Here is a 19,534-nt window from a genome sequence, read left to right on the forward strand (position 1 = left end):
TCAACGGAAACGACGTTCCCTCTCGGCGGGGCGGCCGAGCGAGGCACGCGGCTTGCGGCGGCCGGTGCGCAGCCTCCGCCGAAGCGGGCGGTCAGTCGATCCGGCGGGCGGACAGGATGCGGACGGGATCGGCGATCATCTCGCCCTTGAAGTGGCCGCCTTCGCTCACCGGCGCATTCAGGATGCGGTGGATAACTTCCATCCCCTCGATCACCCGGCCGAAGGCCGCATAGCCGAGGTTGTCACCCTCGCGGCTGGGATCCGCGTCGAGGGAGGGCTGCGCGCCCACGCTGATGGTGAAGTCGCCCTGCGCGGTGCCGGGCGCCAGCCGCGCGATGGAGATCGCGCCGTCGACGTGGCGCACGCCGGTCTGGGTGGTCGGCTCATGCTTGATCGGCGGCAGCACCCGCTTGGGAGCGTTCTGCACGCCGAACTGGACGAAGCCGAAGGTCGGGGTGACTCGCACGGTCCGATAGAAGACGGTGCCGTCCAGCCGCTTCTCGTCGACGTAGCGCAGGAAGTTGGCGGTGGTGATCGGCGCCCGCGCCTTTTCCAGCTCCAGCACGATGCTGCCCTCGCTGGTCTCGACCTTCACGCGCGCCGTTTCGGCGGCGGGAGGGGCGGCGGCGGGCGTCTGGGCGAGGGCGGGAGCGGCGCACAGCGCCGCCACGAGCAGGAGCAGGCGTTTCAACATGGGGCACAGCCTATGCGCTCGGGCACCGCGACGCCAGCCGGGGCGCGGCTTTGCGCAGCCGGAGCTTTTCTTTGCTGGGACAGCCCGCGCCACATCCCCATGTTGCGGTCACACCCGCCGTGCCGTTAATGGCGCGACAGTTTCGAGACGGAAAAGAGATGACCACCCACACCACCCGCATGCTGATCCTCGGCTCCGGCCCGGCCGGGCTCTCCGCCGCCATCTATGGCGCGCGCGCCGGCCTGAACCCGATCGTCGTGCAGGGCATCCAGCCCGGCGGGCAGCTCACCACCACGACGGATGTCGAGAACTATCCGGGGTTCGCGGAGGTGATCCAGGGCCCCTGGCTGATGGAGCAGATGCAGGCCCAGGCCGAGCATGTCGGCACGCGGATGATGTACGACACCATCGTCGAGGTGGACGTGAGCCAGCGGCCGTTCCGCCTGATCGGCGACGGCGGCGACGTCTATGAAGGCGACGTGCTGGTGATCGCGACCGGCGCCCAGGCGCGCTGGCTGGGCCTGGAGAGCGAGGAATCGCTGAAGGGCAAGGGCGTCAGCGCCTGCGCGACCTGCGACGGCTTCTTCTACCGCGGCAAGAAGGTGGCGGTGATCGGCGGCGGCAACACCGCGGTCGAGGAGGCGCTGTACCTCACCAACCATTCGCCCGACGTGACGATCATCCACCGCCGCGACAGCTTCCGCGCGGAAAAGATCCTGCAGGAGCGGCTGTTCGCGCATGACGCGGTCAACGTGCTCTGGAACAAGAAGGTCGAGCGGTTCATCGACGGCGGCGGCAACGCCGGGCTGGTGGGCATCGAGCTCAAGGACACGGTCACCGGCGAGCTGTCGCAGATCGACGTGGACGGCGGTTTCGTCGCGATCGGGCACCATCCCGCGACCGAGCTGTTCCGTGGCCATGTCGAGCTGGACGAGGACGGCTATATCGTCGTGGAGAAGGGCTCGACCCGCACCAACGTGCCGGGCGTGTTCGCGTGCGGCGACGTGACCGACAAGGTCTATCGCCAGGCGGTGACCGCCGCCGGCACCGGCTGCATGGCCGCGCTCGATGCCGAGCGCTTCCTGGCCGAGGCGGACTTCGAGAAGATCGCCGAAGCGGCCGAGTGATCTGCCTCTCCTCCGTTTGTCTCGAGTAGGGATCGAGCTTGTCGAGAGCCCGTATCGAGAGAGCCGCAACGACCGACCTCTCGATACGCCGTCTCGACAAGCTCGACGGCTACTCGAGGCGAGCGGAGAAAGAGCCAGCGGCGTAGCCTACCCGAGCGCCTCCCGCACGCGCGCGTGCAGCCATTCGGCGTCGGCGGCGCGCGCAAAGCTGTGGCTGGCGGTGTCGTGTTCCAGCACGGGGATGCGGCCCCGCACGGCGTCGAACGCGCGACCGCGCCATGCGTCGGCGCAGGCGATCGCCGTGTTGTCGCGTCGCGCAAGCAGGAGCGTGATCGGGACCTCGCTGTTGGCGACGCTGGCGGCAACCTGGTCGATAAGTCCTCGGGATCGCGGGCGCGCCAGCGAGCGCACGCCCCGTGCCAGCTTGCCCAAATCGACCTGCCCGCGCAGCAGCCGGAGCCACTGGCTCGGGTCCCGCAGCCGCTCGGCATAGCGCGCGCGGACCGCGGCGGGCGGGGGCGTGTCGCCCTCGCTCTCTGCCAGCCACGGATTGGCGAGGAGCAGCGCGTCGATGCTCGCCGTTTGGTGGAACAGCGCCAGGGTGGTCGCGGCATCGCAGTTGCCGAAGCCGAGGATACGGGAGACGCCGGGTGCCTCCGCGCGAAACGCCGCGGCGGCGGCGGCGAGGTCCGCGCCGCTGTCGGCAAAGCCGCGGTTCTCGCCCGCCGAATCGCCGATGCCGCGCCGGTCGTAGCGGAACACGGGCCAGCCCGCGGCCGCGATCCGCTGCGCGAGCAGTGCCATGCCGCGGTGCGCGCCCACCCGCAGTTCGTTGCCGCCGGAGACGATTAGCAGCCCGGTGCTGCCCGGCGCCTCGTCCAGCGTGGCGGCAAGGCGCTCGCCCGCACAGGGGAACGCGATCAGGCGGCGCGCCACGTTCGCACCCATTCGGCGATGTCGTCGGCAAGTGCTTGCGCAAGCGCGGCATTCGCGTCGGGCTCCGCTCGCCGCCAGGGCGGTGAAAAGGGAAGGCGGCGGTCTGCCGCGCGGGCATCGCTCTCCAGCCGGACGATCCGGTCCGGCGTCCCGATGTCGGCGTCGGCAAGCGCATCGAGCAGGCCAATGGCGATCCGGTTGCCCGCGATCTCGATGGCGCCGCCTGGGCGGGTTGTGCCTGGTTCCATGTCATGCTCCTGCGCAGGCAGGAGCCTAGGGTTTCTCTGCTCAGCCAATCGGTCTTCGGCCTGGCCCCGGATCCCTGCCTGCGCAGGGACACGGCTGTCTGCTGAGCCCGGTTGCGCACCGCGTGACGCTCCCGCGCCGTCCGGCGCCCCGGCCGCCTGCGCGGTGCGGTGCAGCTCGCGTGACAGTTCGGCGCCGGTCTGCGGCGACAGCGACCAGCGCGCCTGCACGTCTGCCGCCCCGTCGACCAGCGCCCCGGCGCGTATGCTCAGCGAGAAACGGGGCCGGGGCAGCGTGGCGACGCACGCGGCGAAGGCGGCCCGCCAATCGGTCAGGGTCGCCTCTTCGGTGGCGATCAGGCTCTCGCCCTGTCCCGGCAGGTCCGGGAGCGCGCCGCCGATGCCCGCCTCGGCCAGCTGGCGCAGCACCGACACCATCAGCGTACGGGTGCGGTTCGCCTCCTCGAAGGGCGGCAGGGCAAGCACAACGACCGGCCCGGTGGCGGGACCGAAGCGAAGCATCGCCTCCGTGCCGCCGGGCCAGTCATAGCGGTCGATCAATGCACCGCCTTGCCCATGGCGAAGCGGGTCAGCGAGCCGAAGGTCGCCAGCGTGTCGCCGTCGATGTCGTCGTCCTCAATCAGGATGCCCAGCCGGTCCTCGATTTCGGTGAGCACGCCCGCGACGGCCATGGAGTCGAGCTCCGGCAGCGCGCCGAACAGCGGCGTTTCCGCATCGAACGCCGCCACCCGCTCGGCCGACAGGCCCAGCACGTCGCGCAGCACGGCCCGCACGGTGTTCTCGATCTCGCTCGCCTGTTCCGGAACCAAGGGAATTTCCTCTTGCTGATTGGACCCGCTGTTAGTCGTCGCAGACCCGAAAGCCAAGCTGCGCGCGTGATGCGGGCGTGGCTTTGGTGACGGCATCGGCTATGCGCTCGCCCATGGTTCCGCTCGATCCTGTGCCCCGGCCCTTGGACACGCTGCTGCTGCGGGGAAACCCGGCGGCGCCTGCGCTGGCGGGCAAGGAAGGCACGCTCTCCTACGCAGGGCTGGAGGAGGCGGTGGGCCGCCTCGCGCACTGGCTGGACTCGCGCCGGCTGGCGCCGGGCAGCCGCGTCGCCAGCTGGCTGCCCAAGTCGCGGGCGGCCTGCCTGATGCCGCTCGCCGCCGCCCGCGCCGGGCTGGTGCACGTGCCGGTCAACCCGGTGCTAAAGCGGGCGCAGGTGGCGCATATCCTCGCCGACAGCGGCGCCGCGCTGCTGCTGACCCAGCCGATGCGTGCCGGGCTGCTCGCGCCAGCCGACGTCCCGCAGGGCTGCGCGATCGCGGTGGAGGAAGAGGCGCTAGCCCACGCGGCGGGGGCATTGCCGCCGTCGCGCGGCGACATGGACGCGCTTGCCGCGATCCTCTATACCTCCGGCTCCACCGGGCGGCCCAAGGGCGTGATGCTCAGCCACGCGAACCTGTGGCTCGGGGCGATCTCGGTCGCCCATTATCTCCGCCTTACGCCCGCCGACCGCGTGCTCGGCGTGCTGCCGCTCAGCTTCGACTATGGGCAGAACCAGCTTTTCTCCACCTGGGCGGCGGGCGGTTGCGTGGTGCCGCTCGACTATCTGACCGCGCGGGACGTTGTGAAGGCGGTGGAGCGCGAGCGAGTCACCAGCCTGGCCGGCGTCCCGCCGCTGTGGACGCAGCTGCTGGAGGCGAACTGGCCTGCCGAGACGGCAGCGCGGTTGCGCCGGCTCACCAATTCGGGTGGCGCGCTGACGACCCCGATGGTGCGTGCGCTCCGCCAGCGGTTTCCGCGGGCCGATCTCTACCCGATGTACGGCCTGACGGAGGCATTCCGCTCGACCTTCCTCGATCCCGCGCTGGTGGACGGCGCACCCGACGCGATCGGCCGCGCCATTCCCTTTGCCGAGGTGCTGGTGGTGCGCCCCGACGGCAGCCGGGCCCAGGCGGGTGAGCCGGGGGAACTCGTCCATGCGGGCCCGCTGGTGGCGCAGGGCTATTGGCGAGATGCGGAGCGCACCGTCCAGCGCTTCCGGCCTGCGCCCGCCTTTGCCGACTACGGCGGCACCGCGGTCTGGTCCGGCGACACGGTCGTGGAGGGGCAGGACGGCCTGCTCCGCTTCGTCGGCCGCGACGACGAGATGATCAAGAGCGCCGGCAACCGCATCAGCCCGACCGAGGTGGAGGAGGCGGTGCTTGCGGGCGGGGAGGTAGCGGAGGCGGCGGCATTCGGCGTGCCCGATCCTCGGCTCGGCCAGGCAGTGCTGGTCGTCGCCCGCGCCAACGGCCCCGCCGAAGCGGCCGAGGCGGCCCTGCGCGACCGGCTGCGCCGCGAGCTCCCCGCCTTTCAGCAGCCCGCCCAGTATCGCTGGCGCGATGCGCTGCCGCGCAACGCCAATGGCAAGCTCGACCGCAGCGGCCTGCGCGCCGCCGTGCTCGCCGAGTTCCAGGAGACGCCGCAATGAAGCCGATCGGCCCGATCCCGCCCGCCTTTGCCGGGCAACGGCGGCTGACCATCGGCGGCGAGGATGCCGAGGCGCTGGTCGCCCGCGCCGGCGACACGCCGCTGTTCGTCTACGACCTGGGCCTCGTCGCAGGGCGGGTGGACCTGCTGCGAACGGCGCTGCCGCCCGGGGTGGGCATCCATTATGCGATCAAGGCGAACCCGCATCCCGAACTGCTCGCCGGCATCGCGCCGCTGGTCGACGGGCTCGACGTCGCGTCGGGCGGGGAACTGGCGCACGCGCTGGCGGTGAAGCCCGCGGCCGAGATCAGCTTTGCCGGCCCCGGCAAGCGCGACGACGAACTCGCGGCGGCGATCGCGGCGGGCGCCACCCTCAACGCGGAGTCCGAGGGAGAGGTCGCCCGCGCCATCGCCATCGGCGAGCGGCTCGGCATCGGTCCGCGCGTAGCGGTGCGGGTGAACCCCGATTTCGAGCTGCGCGGCTCGGGCATGCGGATGGGCGGGCGCGCGTCGCCCTTCGGGGTCGACGCGGCGCGCGTCCCGGCGCTGGTCCGCACGATCCTCGCCTCCGGTGCGGCGTGGCGCGGCTTCCACATCTTCGCCGGCTCCCAGGCGCTCGACAGCGCCGCGATCGTCGAGACCCAGGCCGCCACCGTGGCGCTCGCCGCCCGGCTGGCGGACGAGGCCGGGGCCGCGCCCCCGCTGGTCAACCTGGGTGGCGGCTTCGGCATTCCCTATTTCGCAGGCGACCTGCCCGTCGACGTCGCAGCGGTCGGGGCGGCGCTCGGCGAGGCGCTGGGCGCGCGCCCGGCGGTGCTGGCCGACAGCGCGTTCGCGATCGAGCTCGGGCGATGGCTGGTGGCCGAGGCGGGGGTGTATCTCACGCGCGTCGTCGACGTGAAGGACAGCGGCGGCGAGTGCTTCGTGATCGTCGACGGCGGGCTGCACCATCAGCTCGCCGCCAGCGGCAATCTCGGAACCGTGGTGCGCCGCAACTACCCGGTCGCCGTCGCCGGGCGGATGGGGGAGACGGCGACCCGGACGGCGTCGGTGGTCGGCTGCCTGTGCACGCCGCTCGACCGGCTCGCCGACAAGATCGCCTTGCCCGAGGTCGCGGTGGGAGAGCTGGTCGCGGTGTTCCTGGCCGGAGCCTATGGCGCGACGGCCAGCCCGGCGGCCTTTCTCGGCCATCCGCCGGCACGCGAACTGGTCGTCGGGCGGGGAACCGCCGGCCCCGGAGGCCGTTGAGCCGCTTCCGAACGGCCGCTGGGGGGCTGGAGCGCGGCAGGCAGGCACCGGGAGGCTTCCCGATATGGCACGCCGGCCCGCGGGAATCGCCGGTTTCTACCTAACCCTATCTTTACCGGGCCGGGTATAGGGCGGCAACGATCCTGCGCCCCCTGGGCGGCGGGCGATGGAGCGAGGGGTTCGATATGCGCGTGCACAGTTTCCCGGCGGTGGCCGGCATCATGGCCATGGCAGCGACGCTGCTGGGCGGATGCGCCGCGACCCGCCCCGAACTGCCGGCCGCGCCCTTCGTCACCGCGCAGGAGACGCCGGGCGAGGATTATGTGATCGGCCCGCTCGACCAGCTCAACGTCTTCGTGTGGCGCAACCCGGAGCTGTCGGCAAAGGTGCAGGTCCGCCCCGATGGGCGCATCACGACGCCGCTGATCAGCGACATGCCCGCCGTGGGCAAGACGCCGGCGATGCTCGCCCAGGACATGAAGCTCGCGCTCGGCGAGTATATCAAGGACCCGCTGGTGTCGGTGATCGTGGAGAATTTCTCCGGCACGTACAGCCAGCAGGTGCGCGTCGTCGGCGCCACCGAGAAGCCGGCTTCGCTGCCGTATCGGGCCAACATGACGCTGCTCGATGCGATGATCGCGGTCGGTGGTGTGAACGAGTTCGCGGCCGGCAATCGCGCGCGGCTGGTGCGCTATGACCGGACCACCGGCAAGCAGCAGGAATATGGCCTGCGCATCGCGAGCCTGCTGAAGGACGGCGACACCTCCGCAAACGTGCGGCTGGCACCGGGGGATGTTATTATCATCCCGGAAACCATGTTCTAAAGGTCGGCTGGTGGAGGGTCTCTTCGACGAACTGCGGGTCGCCGCGCACCTGGTGTGGCTCCGTCGCTGGGTGGCGCTGGGCGTCGCCTGGGCGATCTGCCTGGTCGGCTGGCTTGCCGTGTCGCAGATCCCCAACCGCTACACGTCCACCGCGCGTCTCTCGGTCCAGCTGCGCTCCATCCTGCCCACCAGCACCGCGACGGGCGGCATCCAGGAACAGCAGGCGGAGGACATCGACCGCGTCCGCCAGACGCTGGCCTCCGCCTATAATCTCGAAAAGGTCGTCCGCGGCACCAGCCTGGCGAGCACCGTCGCGAGCGATCGCGACGTCGCCGAACGCATCGCGATGCTGCAGAAGGCGATCCGCATCGTCGCGCAGCAGGACAATCTGTTCGAGATTTCGGCGACGCTGGGCGATCCCCGGCTGGCGCGCGAAGTGGTGCAGAAGATGATCGACCTGTTCGTCGAGGACAATCTGGCGAGCGGGCGCGATGCGACCAGCCAGTCCCTCCGCTTCCTGGACCAGCAGCTGGGTGCCCGCCAGCAGCAGCTCGCCCAGGTGGAGGCGAAGCGCCAGGGCTTCCAGGCGCAGTTCCTGAACCTGCTGCCGGGCACCGGCTCGCTGGACGAGCGGATGAGCCAGGCGCGCGAGCAGCTGGCGCAGATCGACGGCGAGCTTGCAGCCGCGAACACCAGCCTGTCGGCCGTGAACAACCAGCTTGCCGCCACGGCGGCGACGGTCGCCGGCGACGCGGGAAGCGTTGCGGCCGGCCCGGCGCGTGCACGCGTCGCGGCGATCGAGGGGCAGCTGGCGGAAGGCCGCGGGCGCGGCTGGACCGACCAGCACCCGGACATGATCGCGCTCAACCGGCAGCTTGCCGCCGCACGCGCCGCGGCACGCAACGAGCCGGTCACGCGCAGCGGCGGATCTGCGGCCCAGACGAACCCGCTCTACTTCCAGCTCCAGTCGATGCGCACCGAGCGTGCCGCCCGCGTGGCCGAACTGGCGCAGCGCAAGGGCCAGCTGGAGGCGCAGCTCGCCGGCGTCCAGGCCCGCATGGCCCGCGATCCGGCGGCCGCCGCCCAGCAGGCCCAGCTCGACCAGGACATCGCGGCCATGAAGACGCAGTACGACCAGCTGCTCGCCGACCGTGAGCAGGTCCGCCTGCGCCGGCAGGTCCAGAACGAGACCGATGCGGTGAAGTTCAGCCTGATCGACCCGCCCAGCCAGTCGAGCGTGCCTGCCTCTCCCAATCGGCCGCTGCTGCTGTTCGGAGTGCTGATCGTCGGGCTGGGCGGCGGCGTCGCCAGCGCCTTTGCACTCGGCAAGCTGCGGTCGGGCTTCTCCACCGCCGCGCGGCTGGAGCGGGCGAGCGGCCTGCCGGTGATCGGCTCGATCGGCGAGGTGCTGACGCAGGCGCAGCACCAGCTGCGGCAGCGGCGCCTGAAGCTGTTCACCGGGGCCACCGCGGCGCTGGGCGTGGCTTTCGTCGCGCTGATCGCCGTCGAGTTCCTGATGCGGGGGCTCGCGGCGGCATGAGGGGGGATCCGATCCACGGCGCTCCGCCGCCGCCGCCGCCGCGCCGTCGCGGCTCGCTGCTCGAGCGGGCCGTCGAGCGCTACGGTTTCCAGCCGGGCGCCGGGCTGCGTCCGATGGGCCCTGCACCGGCACGGCAGCCGGATGCGGCCGAGCCGCCGCCGCCGCCGGTTCCGGCCCGCGCGCCTCAGCCGATCGACCGCGCGCGTCTGGCGGAGCGCGGCATGCTGGTGCCGGGCGGGCCCGTCTCGGCGCTGGCCGAGGAATTCCGCCTGGTGAAGCGCCAGCTGCTGCTCGCCGCGCGCGAGGGCGACGCCGCGCGCTCGCGCAGCGTGCTCGTCTGCTCGGCCCAGCCGGACGAGGGCAAGACCTTCTGCTCGGTCAACCTCGCGCTGTCGCTCGCGGCCGAGCGCGACTTGGAAGTGCTGCTGGTCGACGCCGATTTCGCCAAGCCCGACGTGCCGGACACGCTTGGCATCTCGAGCGGGCCGGGATTGCTCGACGCGCTCGCTGACCCGACGATCGACGTAGAGGGCTGCATCATCCCGACGGACGTGCCGAACCTGTCGGTGCTGCCGGCCGGCGCCCGCAGCGACAACGACACCGAACTGCTGGCGAGCGACCGTGCCCATGCCCTGCTCCAGCGGCTGGAGCGGGCGAACCCCCGCCGGCTGATGGTGTTCGACTCGGCGCCGGTGCTTGCGGCGTCCACCGCGGCGGCGCTTGCGGAGCATGTCGGCCAGGTGCTGGTCGTGGTGCGCGCGGATCGCACCAGCGAGAGCGATCTGCGCGAGGCGGTGGCGCTGCTCGATGGCTGCGACACGGTGCAGCTGCTGTTGAACGCCGTGTCCCTCCAGCCGCGCGGCCGCCGCTTCGGCAGCTATTACGAAGCGGAGGAAGAGGCGTGAACCGAGCCGCGTGGCTGGCCGGTGCGGGCGTGCTGGTGCTGACGATGCCGGATCCGGCCCAGGCGCAGGGGCGCCGGGTCGAGGTGTCGCCCTATATCGAGGTCGGCCAGGTGCTGTCGGCGGACCTCACCAACGACGATGTGCTCACCTACACCCAGCTGACCGCCGGGGTGGACGCGGTGGTGCAGAGCCGGCGGGTGCAGGTGCAGCTGTCGTACCAGTATCAGCGCACCATCGGATGGGGCGACGACGCCCGGGACAGCGACGTCCATTCCGGCCTCGTCCGGGCGAACGCACAGCTCACCCGCACCATTTCGGTCGAGGCGGGGGCGCTCGCAACCCGCACCCGCGCCGGCATCGGCGGCGGCTCGCCCGCCTATCTCGCCGGCTATGACGGCAGCAGCACGCAGGTCTACTCGCTCTACGGCGGGCCGACGCTCTCGACGCGGGCCGGCCCGGTCGCGGTCAACGCCGCCTATCGTCTCGGCTATACCAAGGTGGAAGCGCCGGACCTGTTCCGCGACGAAACCGGTCGCGGGCTGGACTTCTATGACGATTCCACCAGCCACCAGCTGACCGGCAGTCTCTCGACCCGGCCGGGCACGGTGCTGCCGGTCGGCCTCACGCTTTCGGGCGGGCTGGTGCGGGAGGACACGAGCCAGCTCGACCAGTTCTACGAGGGCAAGTTCCTGCGCCTCGACGCGCTGATGCCGGTCAGCCGCGAACTGGCGGTGGTCGGCGGCGTCGGCTGGGAAAAGATCGAGGTGGGCCAGCGCGATCCGCTGCTGGACGCGCAGGGCTTCCCCGTCCTGGACGGGTCCGGCCGCTATGTGACCGATCCCGATTCGCCCGTCCGGCTGGCCTATGACGTCGATGGCGTGATCTGGGACGCAGGCGTCGTCTGGCACCCGAGCCCGCGCTTCCAGCTCGAGGCGCGGATCGGCCAGCGCTACGGCAGCATGATCTATACTGGCTCGCTCACGTGGCAGACGGCACCCAATGCCGGTCTTCAGGTGCGGGTCTACGACACGGTCACCACCTTCGGGCAGCAGCTGACCAGCGGGCTCGCGTCGCTGCCGACCAGCTTCTACAACGGCGGTACCGATCCGTTCGGCAACCGCTACAGCGGCTGCGTGTTCAGCGGCGGCGCCACCCCCGGCGGCGTCCCGCAGCCCGGCACCTGCCTGACCCCGGTGTTCCAGTCGATCTCCACTGCGGTCTACCGGGCGCGCGGGGTCGACGCGGTCTATGCGGTCAGCCGCGGCAACACGCGGCTGGGGGTGGGGGCAGGCTATACCAACCGCCACTATTTCCTGCCGGAGGTGCCGGGTGCCGACATCTACCGCAGCAACGACGAAAGCTACTATGCGCAGGCGTTCGCGCAGCGGGCGCTGGATTCGCGTTCTGGGGTGACCGCGGACCTCTATGCCAACTACTTCACCAGCGGGATCGACGGGGCGCTCGACAGCTGGGGCGGCGGTGCCCAGGGCGCCTATTATCGCAACTTCGGCCGGGCCTATGGTACCCTGTCGGCCGGGCTGTACACTTTTGATGTCGAACGGAGCGAAAGCGCCTGGATCGCCCAGGCACTGCTCGCTTTCGGCTACCGCTTCTGAGGAGGCCGGGACGATGTACGACGATTTCTATGGCCTTTCGGGCAAGCCGTTCCAGCTCACGCCGGACCCGGCCTTCTGGTTCGACACCGGCACGCATCGCAAGGCGATGGCGTACCTCACCTACGGCCTGAGCGAGGGTGAGGGCTTCATCGTCATCACCGGCGAGCCGGGCGCGGGCAAGACCACGCTCTTGGGCCACGTCCTTTCCACCATCGACCCGGCCCGCCTGAACGTGATCCGCCTGGTGACGACCCAGCTGGAGCCGGAGGACCTGTTGCAGGTGATCGCATCGGGCCTGGGCACCGATCCGGCGGGGCTTTCCAAGGCGCAGCTGCTGTCCGCGATCGAGCGCGGGCTCCACGCGGTTGCGCGCGCCGGCCGCCGCACGCTGCTTGTGGTGGACGAGGCGCAGTCGCTGCCGCTCTCCGCGATCGAAGAGCTGCGGATGCTGTCCAATTTCCAGGCCGGCGGCCACGCGCTGCTCCAGATATTCCTGCTCGGGCAGCCCGAGTTCCGCGAGCGGCTGCAGGGCTCCGGCCGGGTCGAGCAGCTGCGCCAGCGCGTGATCGCGATGCACCATCTCGATCCGATGGAGGCGCACGAGGTCGAGCCCTATGTCGTCCACCGCCTGTCGCTGGTCGGGTGGAACGGCCGGCCCGATTTCACGCCCGAGGCGATCGAGGCGCTGCATCGCTGGTCGGGCGGCGTTCCGCGCCGGCTGAACCTCTTGATGAGCCGCGTGCTCCTGATGGGGGGCGTCGAGGAGATCGAGCGCTTCGACGCGGCCGAAATCGACGCCGTCGGCGCCGAACTGGCCGAGGATGTCGGCCATTCGGAAGAGGCGGAGGAGCAGGTGCCTGCCGCTGCGCCCTCGCCAGAGGCGGCCCGGCCGGCCCGGGGCGTGCTGCACGCCGTGCCCTCGCCCGGCACCGCGCAGACCGCGGAGCTGGCGGTGCTGACCGATCGCATCGCCAAGCTGGAGGCGCGGCTTGCCGACCAGGACGAGACGCTGCGCCGCGTGCTGATGCTGCTGGTCGACTGGGTGGAGGGCGAGGAGCGCCGGCCCAACATCGACCGGCTGCGCGGCAACGCCGCCTGAGCCGCCGCCCATGCGCAACGCCATGTCGGTCGATGTCGAGGACTGGTTCCAGGTCGGCGCCTTCGAAACGGTGATCGCCCGCGAGGACTGGCCGCGCCTGGAAAGCCGGGTCGAGGCGAATACCGATCGCGTGCTGGCGTTGTTCGCCGAGACCGGCACGCGGGCGACCTTCTTCACGCTCGGCTGGGTGGCGGAGCGGGCGCCCGGCCTGATCCGCCGCATCGCCGAGGCCGGGCATGAGGTCGCGAGCCATGGCTGGGATCACCGCCGCGTCTTCACCTTCACGCCCGATCAGTTCCGCGCCGATGTCGCCAGGGCGCGGGCGGCGCTGGAGGATGCGGGCGGCGTCGCCGTTACCGGCTATCGCGCGCCCAGCTTCTCGATCGACGCGCGCACTCCTTGGGCGCATACGGAACTGGCGGAGACGGGGCACCGCTATTCGTCGAGCGTCGCCCCGGTCCGCCACGACCATTATGGCTGGCCGGACGCGCCGCCGCATCCCTTTCGTCCGCTTGCCGACAGCGACCTGATCGAATGGCCGATCACCACCGCGCGGTTGCTCGGGCGGCAGGTGCCGGCGGGCGGCGGCTTCTTCCGGCTGCTGCCGGGGGCCATCACCGAACGAGCGGTGGCGCAGGCAAATGCCGGGGAAGGGCGGCCGGCGATGTTCTATTTCCACCCGTGGGAGATCGACGCGGGCCAGCCGCGGGTGGCCGGTGCGGCGATGCGCTCGCGCCTGCGCCATTACGCCCGCCTAGGCGCGATGGAGGGCAAGCTGCGCCGGCTGCTGCGCCGGCATCGCTGGGAGCGCGCCGACGCGATCGTGGCCGCGGAGGCGCAGCGCGCGTGACGCAGCTCGCCGCGGGATTGACCGTCCGCACCGCCCGGCTGGACGATGCGGCCGAGATCGCGCGCATCGCCGGCTTCGTGGCCGGGCAATCGGGCGGCACGCCCTTTCACCTCCCGGCCTGGGGTGCGGCGACGGCGCGGGCGACCGGCCAGCATTTCGCCATGCTGGTGGCGGAGCGCGGCGACGCCGTGGCGGCGATCCTGCCGCTCACCACCCTGCGATCGCGCCTGTTCGGCACCGCGCTGGTCTCGACCGGCTTCGGCGTCGCCGGCGGCCCGCTCGGCGACGATCAAGTGGCGCAGGCAGCGCTGATCGAGCAGGCGCTGGCGATCGCGGAGGCGGAAGACGCGCCGACGATCGAGTTGCGCGGCGGCCCCGCGCCCGTTGGCGCCGGTTGGACGGTGGACGAGGGCCGCTATCTCGGCTTCGTCCGCCCGATCGCCGCGGACGATGCGGCAGAACTCGCCGCCATCCCGCGCAAGCAGCGCGCCGAGGTGCGCAAGGCGCTCGCCGCCGGCTTCGAGATCGCAACCGGGCGAAGCCGCCGGGACCTGGCCGAGCACTTCGCCGTCTACGGCGAGTCCGTCCGCAACCTGGGCACGCCGGTCTTCCCGCCGGCGCTGTTCCGCGAGGTCCTCGACGCGTTCGGGCCGGAAGGCGCCGATATCCTGACCGTGCGCCATGGCGGCAGGCCGGTGGCGAGCGTGCTCAGCCTCTATTGGCGCGGCACCGTGTACCCCTATTGGGGCGGCGGGACCCGCGCCGCCCGTGCCCTGCGCGCCAACGACGCCATGTACTTCGCGCTCATGCGGCACGCCCGCGATCGCGGCTGCACTGCCTTCGACTTCGGCCGGTCCAAGGCCGGAACGGGGCCGGCCGCGTTCAAGAAGAACTGGGGCTTCCCGCCCCGGCCGCTCGCCTATGCGACCTGGACCCGCGACGGCGCGGCGCCCCGCGACGCCAGTCCGCTCAACCCGAAGTATCGGCTGAAGATCGCCGCCTGGCAGCGGCTGCCGCTCGCCGTCGCCAACCGGGTCGGCCCCTGGATCGCGCGCGGGCTCGGCTGATGGCATCGATCCTGTTCCTGGCGCACCGGGTGCCCTTCCCGCCCGACCGCGGCGACAAGATCCGCGGCTGGCACGTGCTGCGGCACCTGGCCCGCAGCCATCGGGTCCATCTCTGCGCCTTTGCCGACGATCGCCGCGATCTGCAGCCGCGTGCCCAGCTCGTGGAGGCGACCGCCAGCCGCACGATCCTGTGGCGCGGCAAGGGCCGTGTCCGGGCGGTCGCCCAGGCGCTGGCGACCCGCCGCCCGTTCTCACTTACCGCCTTCGATGCCGCCGCGATGCGCGCGGCGGTGGGCGACGTACTGGCGCGCGAGCCGATCGACGCGATCTACGGCTTCTCCGGCCAGATGGCGCAGTATCTTCCCGCCGGCTCCAGGGCACGGATCGTGATGGACTTCGTCGACATGGATTCCGCCAAGTTCGCGCAATATGCGGGCGAGGCGAGGGGGCCGATGCGCTGGCTGCTCGCACGCGAGGCGCGGTTGCTCCAGGCGTTCGAGGCTGACGTCGCCGCACGCGTCGACGCCAGCCTGTTCGTCAGCGAGGCGGAAGCCGCGCTGTTCCGCAAGGCGACGGGTGCGCCACGCGTGCGGGCGATCGGCAACGGCATCGACACCGGCTTCTACGATCCGGCTGCGGGTGCGCCGGTGTCCGAAGCCGGGCCGCTGATCGTCTTCACCGGCCAGATGGACTATCGCCCCAACATCGATGCGGTCGCCTGGTTCGCAGAGACCGTGCTTCCGGAAGTTCGGGAACGACATCCCGGCGCCCGCTTCGCGATCGTCGGCCGGGCGCCGACGCCGGCGGTCCGGGCGCTTGCGCAGGTGCCCGGCGTGCTGGTGACCGGCGAGGTGCCGGACGTCCGCGGCTGGCTGGCTGCGGCAAGCGTCGTGGTCGCGCCGCTCCGCATCGCCCGGGGTGTCCAGAACAAGGTGCTGGAGGCGATGGCCATGGCGCGTCCGGTGGTCGCCTCGCCGGAAGCGGCGGAGGGGATCGACCACGACGGCTGGCTTTCCGTGGCGCGCGCGCCGGGAGACTTCGCGAACGCGATCTCGGCATTGCTCGCCGATCCGGCCCAGGCGTCCGCGATCGGGGCTCGGGCACGCAGGCAGGTGCAGCGTCGCTACGGCTGGGATGCGCAGTTGGCACCGCTCGATGCGCTGCTGGAGCTGGAGGCGGCATGAGCGGGACGCTCGCATCGCCGCCGCTCGCCGCCGGCCTCGGCTCGCGGTGGCTCGCCTCGCTGGCGGGCCTCGCCGGCACCTGGGCCGCGTTGCTGCTGATCTTCCGGCGGGACGTCGCGCACATGCTGGGGATCTGGTGGAATTCCACCACCTATGGCCATTGCCTGTTCGTGCCGCCGATCCTCGGCTGGCTGGTGTGGCAGCGGCGGCGGGAACTGGCGCAGCTGCGCCCCCAGGCCTGGGCACGCGGCTTGCTGGCGGTGGCGGCCGGCGGATTCGCCTGGCTCGTCGGCGATGCGGCCGCCGTGGCGCTGTTCCGCCACGCCGGGCTGGTGACGATGCTCGCGGGCGCGGTGGTGGCGCTGCTCGGCCCCAATGTCGCGCGCGGACTCGCCTTTCCGCTCGGCTACATGGCGTTCCTGGTCCCGTTCGGCGATTTCCTGGAGATGCCGCTCCAGGCGCTGACCGTCCGCCAGACGATGGGACTGCTCCACCTGCTCGGTGTCCCGGCCGTCGTCGATGGCGTGCTGATCACCATCCCGAACGGCTATTTCGAGGTGGCGGAGGCCTGTTCGGGCACAAAGTTCGTGATCGCAATGGCCGCCTATGGCGTGCTGGTCGCCAACGTCTGCTATGTCCGCTGGCGGCGGCGCGCGGCCTTTCTGGCGATGGCGCTGATCGTGCCGGTGCTGGCAAACGGCGTGCGCGCGGCGGGCACCATCTATGCCGCGCACCTGACCTCGGTGGAGGCGGCCACCGGCTTTGACCACATCGTCTATGGCTGGGTGTTCTTCGCGCTGGTGATGGCGGCGGTGATGGCGATCGGCTGGCACTGGTTCGATCGCGATCCCGACGCACCCTGGTTCGACCCCGCCGCGCTGCAGGCGCCCGTCACCCGGACCCTCGCCCTGCCGCTCGCAAGCGGGCTGGTGCTCGGGATCGCGCTGCTGTTCGCCGGCTGGGGCTGGGCCGCCGAGGGCAGGGCTGCGTCGCTGCCTGCACGCTCAACCCCGCCGGCGGTCCCCGGCTGGCGGCAGACGGCACCCGCCGACGGGCCGGCTTGGACGCCCAACTATCCCGGAGCCGATCGCCTGGTGCTGGGCCACTATGTCGATGCACGCGGACGCCGGGTCGACCTGGCGATTGCGGTCTATGCGGGCCAGCGGGAGGGCAAGGAACTGGTCGGCTTCGGCCAGGGCGCCATTCGCGAGAACGATCGCTGGGTGCGGGTCGAGGACCTGCCGCCGCTCGCCGGCAGCAGCGGCGTGCGCATGACCGCGCCCGGCCCGGTCGAGCGCCAGACCTTCACCTGGTATCGGCTGGGCGACGTCACGACCGGCAGCGCCCGCCGGGTCAAGCTGGAGACGCTCAAGGTGAAGCTGCTCGGCGGATCGCCGCTGGCCGTCGCCGTTCTGGTCTCGGCGCAGGGCGGCGGCCCGGCTGCCCGCGCGGCGGCCGAGGACTTCGTTGCCGCCGCAGGACCGATCGACCGGCTGGCCGCCTCCGTCGCGGGGCGTGCGCGCTGATGTGCGGCATCGCCGGCCTCTATTATCCCGCGCTCCCCAAGCCGATCGAGCCGGCGCGGATCGCGACCATGACCAACGCGCTCGCGCATCGCGGGCCGGACGGATCGGGCATCTGGACGGCACCGGGCGTCGGGCTCGGCCACCGGCGCCTTTCCATCATCGACGTGGCCGGCAGCCCGCAGCCGATGGCGACGCCCGGCGAAAGCCACGTCGTCGTCTTCAATGGCGAGATCTACAACTACCGCGAGGTGCGCGCCGAACTCGCGGGCCTCGGCGCCCGCTTCACGACCGACGGCGATACCGAGGTGCTGCTCCACGGCTGGCGCGCCTGGGGGCCGGGGCTGCTGTCGCGGCTGAACGGCATGTTCGCCTTCGCGCTCTACGATGCCGAGGCGCGCAGCCTGTTCCTCGCCCGCGACCGGCTGGGCGTGAAGCCGCTCCACTATGTCGGGCTGTCGGACGGCGCGGTCGCCTTCGCGTCGGAACTCAAGGGCCTGCTCGCCCATCCGCTGGTCCGTCGCGCGCCCGATCTGGGCGCGATCGAGGATTACATGGCGCTCGGCTATGTGCCCGACGACTCGAGCATCGTCGCCGGCGTGCGCAAGCTGCCCGCCGGGCACTTCCTGCTGCTGGAGCGCGGCCGGCCGGTGCCGGAGCCGGTGCGGTGGTGGGACGTGGATTTCTCGCAGCGCGCCCGGGGCTCGACCCGCGACCTGACCGCGCAGCTGGTGCACCACCTGCGCGAGGCCGTCCGCTCCCGCATGGTCGCCGACGTGCCGCTCGGCGCCTTTCTTTCCGGCGGCGTCGACAGCTCGGCAGTGGTCGCGCTGATGGCGGAGGCGAGCCGCCAGCCGGTCAAGACCTGCACCATCGGCTTCGAGGAAGCCGATCATGACGAGCGTGCCCATGCCGATCTGGTCGCCCGCCGCTTCGCGACGGAGCACCGCACCCGCGTCGTCGCCTCCGACGACTTCGGCCTGATCGACACGCTGGTGGACGCCTTCGACGAGCCCTTCGCCGATGCCTCGGCACTCGCCACCTATCGGGTCTGCGCGCTGGCGCGGGAGACGGTCACGGTGGCGCTGTCCGGCGATGGCGCGGACGAGGCGTTCGCCGGATACCGCCGCCATCGCTTCCATGTCGCGGAGGAGCGGGTTCGGGGAATCTTGCCGGCGCAATGGCGTTCGCGCCTCTTCGGCGCCCTCGGCAGAGCCTATCCCAAGGCGGACTGGGCACCGCGGCCGCTGCGCGCCAAGACGACGCTGCTCGCGCTCGCCGACGATGGCGCGACTGCCTATGCGCGGGCGGTCGGGGTCACGGCGCCCGCAACCCGGGACCGGCTCTATGCGGCAGCGACGCGCACGGCGCTCGGCGGCTATCGCGGCGAGCAGCGCTATGTGGCGACGATGCGCGCGGCGCCGGCGCGCGACGCGCTGGACGCCGCCCAATATGCCGACATGCAGCACTGGCTGCCGGGCGACATCCTCACCAAGGTCGATCGCACCAGCATGGCGGTGAGCCTGGAGGCGCGCGAGCCGCTGCTCGATCATCGGCTGGTGGAATTCGCGGCGACGCTGCCGCCGGCCCTTCGGCTGCGCGGCGGGCAGGGCAAGTGGCTGATGAAGAAGGCGCTCGAGCCCTGGCTGCCGAAGGAGATCCTCTACCGGCCCAAGATGGGGTTCGTGACCCCGGTCAGCGCCTGGTTCCGCGACGCGCTCGCGGCCGAGGCGGCGACGCTTGCGCGCTCACCCGTGCTGGCGAACTGGTTCGAGCCGGCCGCGGTCGAGCGGCTCGCCGCCGATCACCGGGCCGGCCGGGCCGAGCATGGGCGTACCCTGTGGCAGCTGGTCATGCTCGACCGGTCGATGCGCCGCCTGTTCGGCTGAGGGGCAGGGCGGCCGGAGCCGCCCGACCGCTTACTTCGCGCGGCGCTTGCGGGCGAAGGCGAGTGCCGCCGCGCCGCCGCCCAGCAGCAGCATGGTGGCCGGTTCCGGCACAGGCGCCGGGGTTCCGCCGGACGATCCGGTGTGCCCGCCGCTCGATCCGGTGTGGCCGCCGCTGGAGCCGCCCCACCAGCCGCCGCTTGAGCCCTTGCCGGTCGCCAGCGCGGGCGTGCTTGCCGCCGCAGCGAGCAGTGCCGCGCAAACCATGGTGGAAAGCTTCATCTCGATTCCCCTGTCACCTCTGTTCCGGCC

General features: G+C 71.8%; 18 protein-coding genes. 13 read left to right on the forward strand and 5 right to left on the reverse strand.

Annotation, left to right across the window (positions count from 1 at the left end):
* Positions 1–91: 91 nt before the first annotated feature.
* The gene (locus EO081_RS04430) at positions 92–694 is read right to left on the reverse strand and encodes a peptidylprolyl isomerase (protein WP_129340687.1); all 603 of its coding nucleotides are present in this window, start codon (positions 692–694) and stop codon (positions 92–94) included.
* Positions 695–852: 158 nt separating this feature from the next.
* On the opposite strand from EO081_RS04430, the gene trxB reads away from it, so the two are divergent.
* On the forward strand, positions 853–1,821 hold the full coding sequence (gene trxB / locus EO081_RS04435; protein ID WP_129340688.1) for a thioredoxin-disulfide reductase: 969 nt from the start codon (positions 853–855) through the stop codon (positions 1,819–1,821).
* A gap of 147 nt (positions 1,822–1,968) precedes the next feature.
* On the opposite strand, the gene EO081_RS04440 is transcribed toward trxB, so the two are convergent.
* Genes EO081_RS04440 through EO081_RS04450 form a run of 3 tightly spaced genes read right to left on the reverse strand, consistent with a single transcriptional unit; the run spans position 1,969 to position 3,832 of the window.
* Positions 1,969–2,757 carry a hydrolase 1, exosortase A system-associated gene (locus tag EO081_RS04440; protein ID WP_240697535.1) on the reverse strand — a complete coding sequence of 263 codons (789 nt, stop codon included), beginning with the start codon at positions 2,755–2,757 and terminating at the stop codon, positions 1,969–1,971.
* On the reverse strand, positions 2,742–3,563 hold the full coding sequence (locus tag EO081_RS04445; RefSeq protein WP_129340690.1) for a hypothetical protein: 822 nt from the start codon (positions 3,561–3,563) through the stop codon (positions 2,742–2,744). Before EO081_RS04445 ends, EO081_RS04440 begins: the two co-directional genes overlap by 16 nt.
* Complete coding sequence (locus tag EO081_RS04450; protein ID WP_129340691.1) at positions 3,560–3,832, reverse strand: acyl carrier protein; 273 nt, start codon at positions 3,830–3,832, stop codon at positions 3,560–3,562. The genes EO081_RS04445 and EO081_RS04450 overlap by 4 nt, the downstream gene beginning before the upstream one ends.
* 113 nt (positions 3,833–3,945) lie before the next feature.
* Here EO081_RS04450 and EO081_RS04455 point away from each other — a divergent pair, with 113 nt between their 5' ends.
* From EO081_RS04455 to EO081_RS04510, 12 genes are all read left to right on the forward strand, one after another.
* Positions 3,946–5,481, forward strand: coding sequence for an acyl-CoA ligase (AMP-forming), exosortase A system-associated (locus EO081_RS04455; RefSeq protein WP_129341432.1), 1,536 nt, complete (start codon positions 3,946–3,948; stop codon positions 5,479–5,481).
* Positions 5,478–6,728, forward strand: a complete 1,251-nt coding sequence (locus tag EO081_RS04460) for a pyridoxal-dependent decarboxylase, exosortase A system-associated (RefSeq protein ID WP_129340692.1) — start codon at positions 5,478–5,480, stop codon at positions 6,726–6,728. Before EO081_RS04455 ends, EO081_RS04460 begins: the two co-directional genes overlap by 4 nt.
* Positions 6,729–6,913: 185 nt before the next feature.
* A complete protein-coding gene (locus EO081_RS04465) occupies positions 6,914–7,552 on the forward strand; it encodes an XrtA/PEP-CTERM system exopolysaccharide export protein (protein ID WP_129340693.1) in 639 nt (212 codons plus the stop codon).
* Between the two features lie 10 nt (positions 7,553–7,562).
* Positions 7,563–9,092 carry an XrtA system polysaccharide chain length determinant gene (locus EO081_RS04470; RefSeq protein ID WP_129340694.1) on the forward strand — a complete coding sequence of 510 codons (1,530 nt, stop codon included), beginning with the start codon at positions 7,563–7,565 and terminating at the stop codon, positions 9,090–9,092.
* Entirely contained in the window at positions 9,089–9,997 is a 909-nt protein-coding gene (locus EO081_RS04475) for an AAA family ATPase (RefSeq protein ID WP_129340695.1), read from the forward strand. The genes EO081_RS04470 and EO081_RS04475 overlap by 4 nt, the downstream gene beginning before the upstream one ends.
* Positions 9,994–11,613, forward strand: coding sequence for a hypothetical protein (locus EO081_RS04480; protein ID WP_183947817.1), 1,620 nt, complete (start codon positions 9,994–9,996; stop codon positions 11,611–11,613). The genes EO081_RS04475 and EO081_RS04480 overlap by 4 nt, the downstream gene beginning before the upstream one ends.
* A gap of 13 nt (positions 11,614–11,626) precedes the next feature.
* Positions 11,627–12,712 (forward strand): AAA family ATPase, encoded by a 1,086-nt coding sequence (locus EO081_RS04485; RefSeq protein WP_129340696.1) that lies wholly within the window; start codon positions 11,627–11,629, stop codon positions 12,710–12,712.
* Between the two features lie 10 nt (positions 12,713–12,722).
* Complete coding sequence (locus tag EO081_RS04490; RefSeq protein ID WP_129340697.1) at positions 12,723–13,562, forward strand: XrtA system polysaccharide deacetylase; 840 nt, start codon at positions 12,723–12,725, stop codon at positions 13,560–13,562.
* Entirely contained in the window at positions 13,559–14,629 is a 1,071-nt protein-coding gene (locus EO081_RS04495) for a FemAB family XrtA/PEP-CTERM system-associated protein (protein ID WP_129340698.1), read from the forward strand. The genes EO081_RS04490 and EO081_RS04495 overlap by 4 nt, the downstream gene beginning before the upstream one ends.
* The gene (locus EO081_RS04500; protein WP_129340699.1) at positions 14,629–15,813 is read left to right on the forward strand and encodes a TIGR03087 family PEP-CTERM/XrtA system glycosyltransferase; all 1,185 of its coding nucleotides are present in this window, start codon (positions 14,629–14,631) and stop codon (positions 15,811–15,813) included. The genes EO081_RS04495 and EO081_RS04500 overlap by 1 nt, the downstream gene beginning before the upstream one ends.
* On the forward strand, positions 15,810–17,339 hold the full coding sequence (gene xrtA / locus EO081_RS04505; protein ID WP_129340700.1) for an exosortase A: 1,530 nt from the start codon (positions 15,810–15,812) through the stop codon (positions 17,337–17,339). Before EO081_RS04500 ends, xrtA begins: the two co-directional genes overlap by 4 nt.
* Positions 17,339–19,225 (forward strand): XrtA/PEP-CTERM system amidotransferase, encoded by a 1,887-nt coding sequence (locus EO081_RS04510; RefSeq protein WP_129340701.1) that lies wholly within the window; start codon positions 17,339–17,341, stop codon positions 19,223–19,225. The genes xrtA and EO081_RS04510 overlap by 1 nt, the downstream gene beginning before the upstream one ends.
* Before the next feature lie 30 nt (positions 19,226–19,255).
* Here the strand turns inward: EO081_RS04510 and EO081_RS04515 are convergent, their stop codons facing one another.
* A complete protein-coding gene (locus tag EO081_RS04515; RefSeq protein WP_129340702.1) occupies positions 19,256–19,504 on the reverse strand; it encodes a PEP-CTERM sorting domain-containing protein in 249 nt (82 codons plus the stop codon).
* Between the last annotated feature and the right edge of the window lie 30 nt (positions 19,505–19,534).

This window comes from Sphingomonas desiccabilis (assembly GCF_004135605.1).
GTDB classification, from domain to species: Bacteria; Pseudomonadota; Alphaproteobacteria; order Sphingomonadales; family Sphingomonadaceae; genus Sphingomonas; species Sphingomonas desiccabilis.

Bases quoted from the DNA above. Each gene is read 5' to 3' on its own strand.
- EO081_RS04430 (WP_129340687.1), bottom strand. From the start codon at position 694: ATGTTGAAACGCCTGCTCCTGCTCGTGGCGGCGCTGTGCGCCGCTCCC.
- trxB (WP_129340688.1), top strand. From the start codon at position 853: ATGACCACCCACACCACCCGCATGCTGATCCTCGGCTCCGGCCCGGCC.
- EO081_RS04455 (WP_129341432.1), top strand. From the start codon at position 3,946: ATGGTTCCGCTCGATCCTGTGCCCCGGCCCTTGGACACGCTGCTGCTG.
- EO081_RS04460 (WP_129340692.1), top strand. From the start codon at position 5,478: ATGAAGCCGATCGGCCCGATCCCGCCCGCCTTTGCCGGGCAACGGCGG.
- EO081_RS04465 (WP_129340693.1), top strand. From the start codon at position 6,914: ATGCGCGTGCACAGTTTCCCGGCGGTGGCCGGCATCATGGCCATGGCA.
- EO081_RS04475 (WP_129340695.1), top strand. From the start codon at position 9,089: ATGAGGGGGGATCCGATCCACGGCGCTCCGCCGCCGCCGCCGCCGCGC.
- EO081_RS04485 (WP_129340696.1), top strand. From the start codon at position 11,627: ATGTACGACGATTTCTATGGCCTTTCGGGCAAGCCGTTCCAGCTCACG.
- EO081_RS04490 (WP_129340697.1), top strand. From the start codon at position 12,723: ATGCGCAACGCCATGTCGGTCGATGTCGAGGACTGGTTCCAGGTCGGC.
- EO081_RS04500 (WP_129340699.1), top strand. From the start codon at position 14,629: ATGGCATCGATCCTGTTCCTGGCGCACCGGGTGCCCTTCCCGCCCGAC.
- xrtA (WP_129340700.1), top strand. From the start codon at position 15,810: ATGAGCGGGACGCTCGCATCGCCGCCGCTCGCCGCCGGCCTCGGCTCG.
- EO081_RS04510 (WP_129340701.1), top strand. From the start codon at position 17,339: ATGTGCGGCATCGCCGGCCTCTATTATCCCGCGCTCCCCAAGCCGATC.
- EO081_RS04515 (WP_129340702.1), bottom strand. From the start codon at position 19,504: ATGAAGCTTTCCACCATGGTTTGCGCGGCACTGCTCGCTGCGGCGGCA.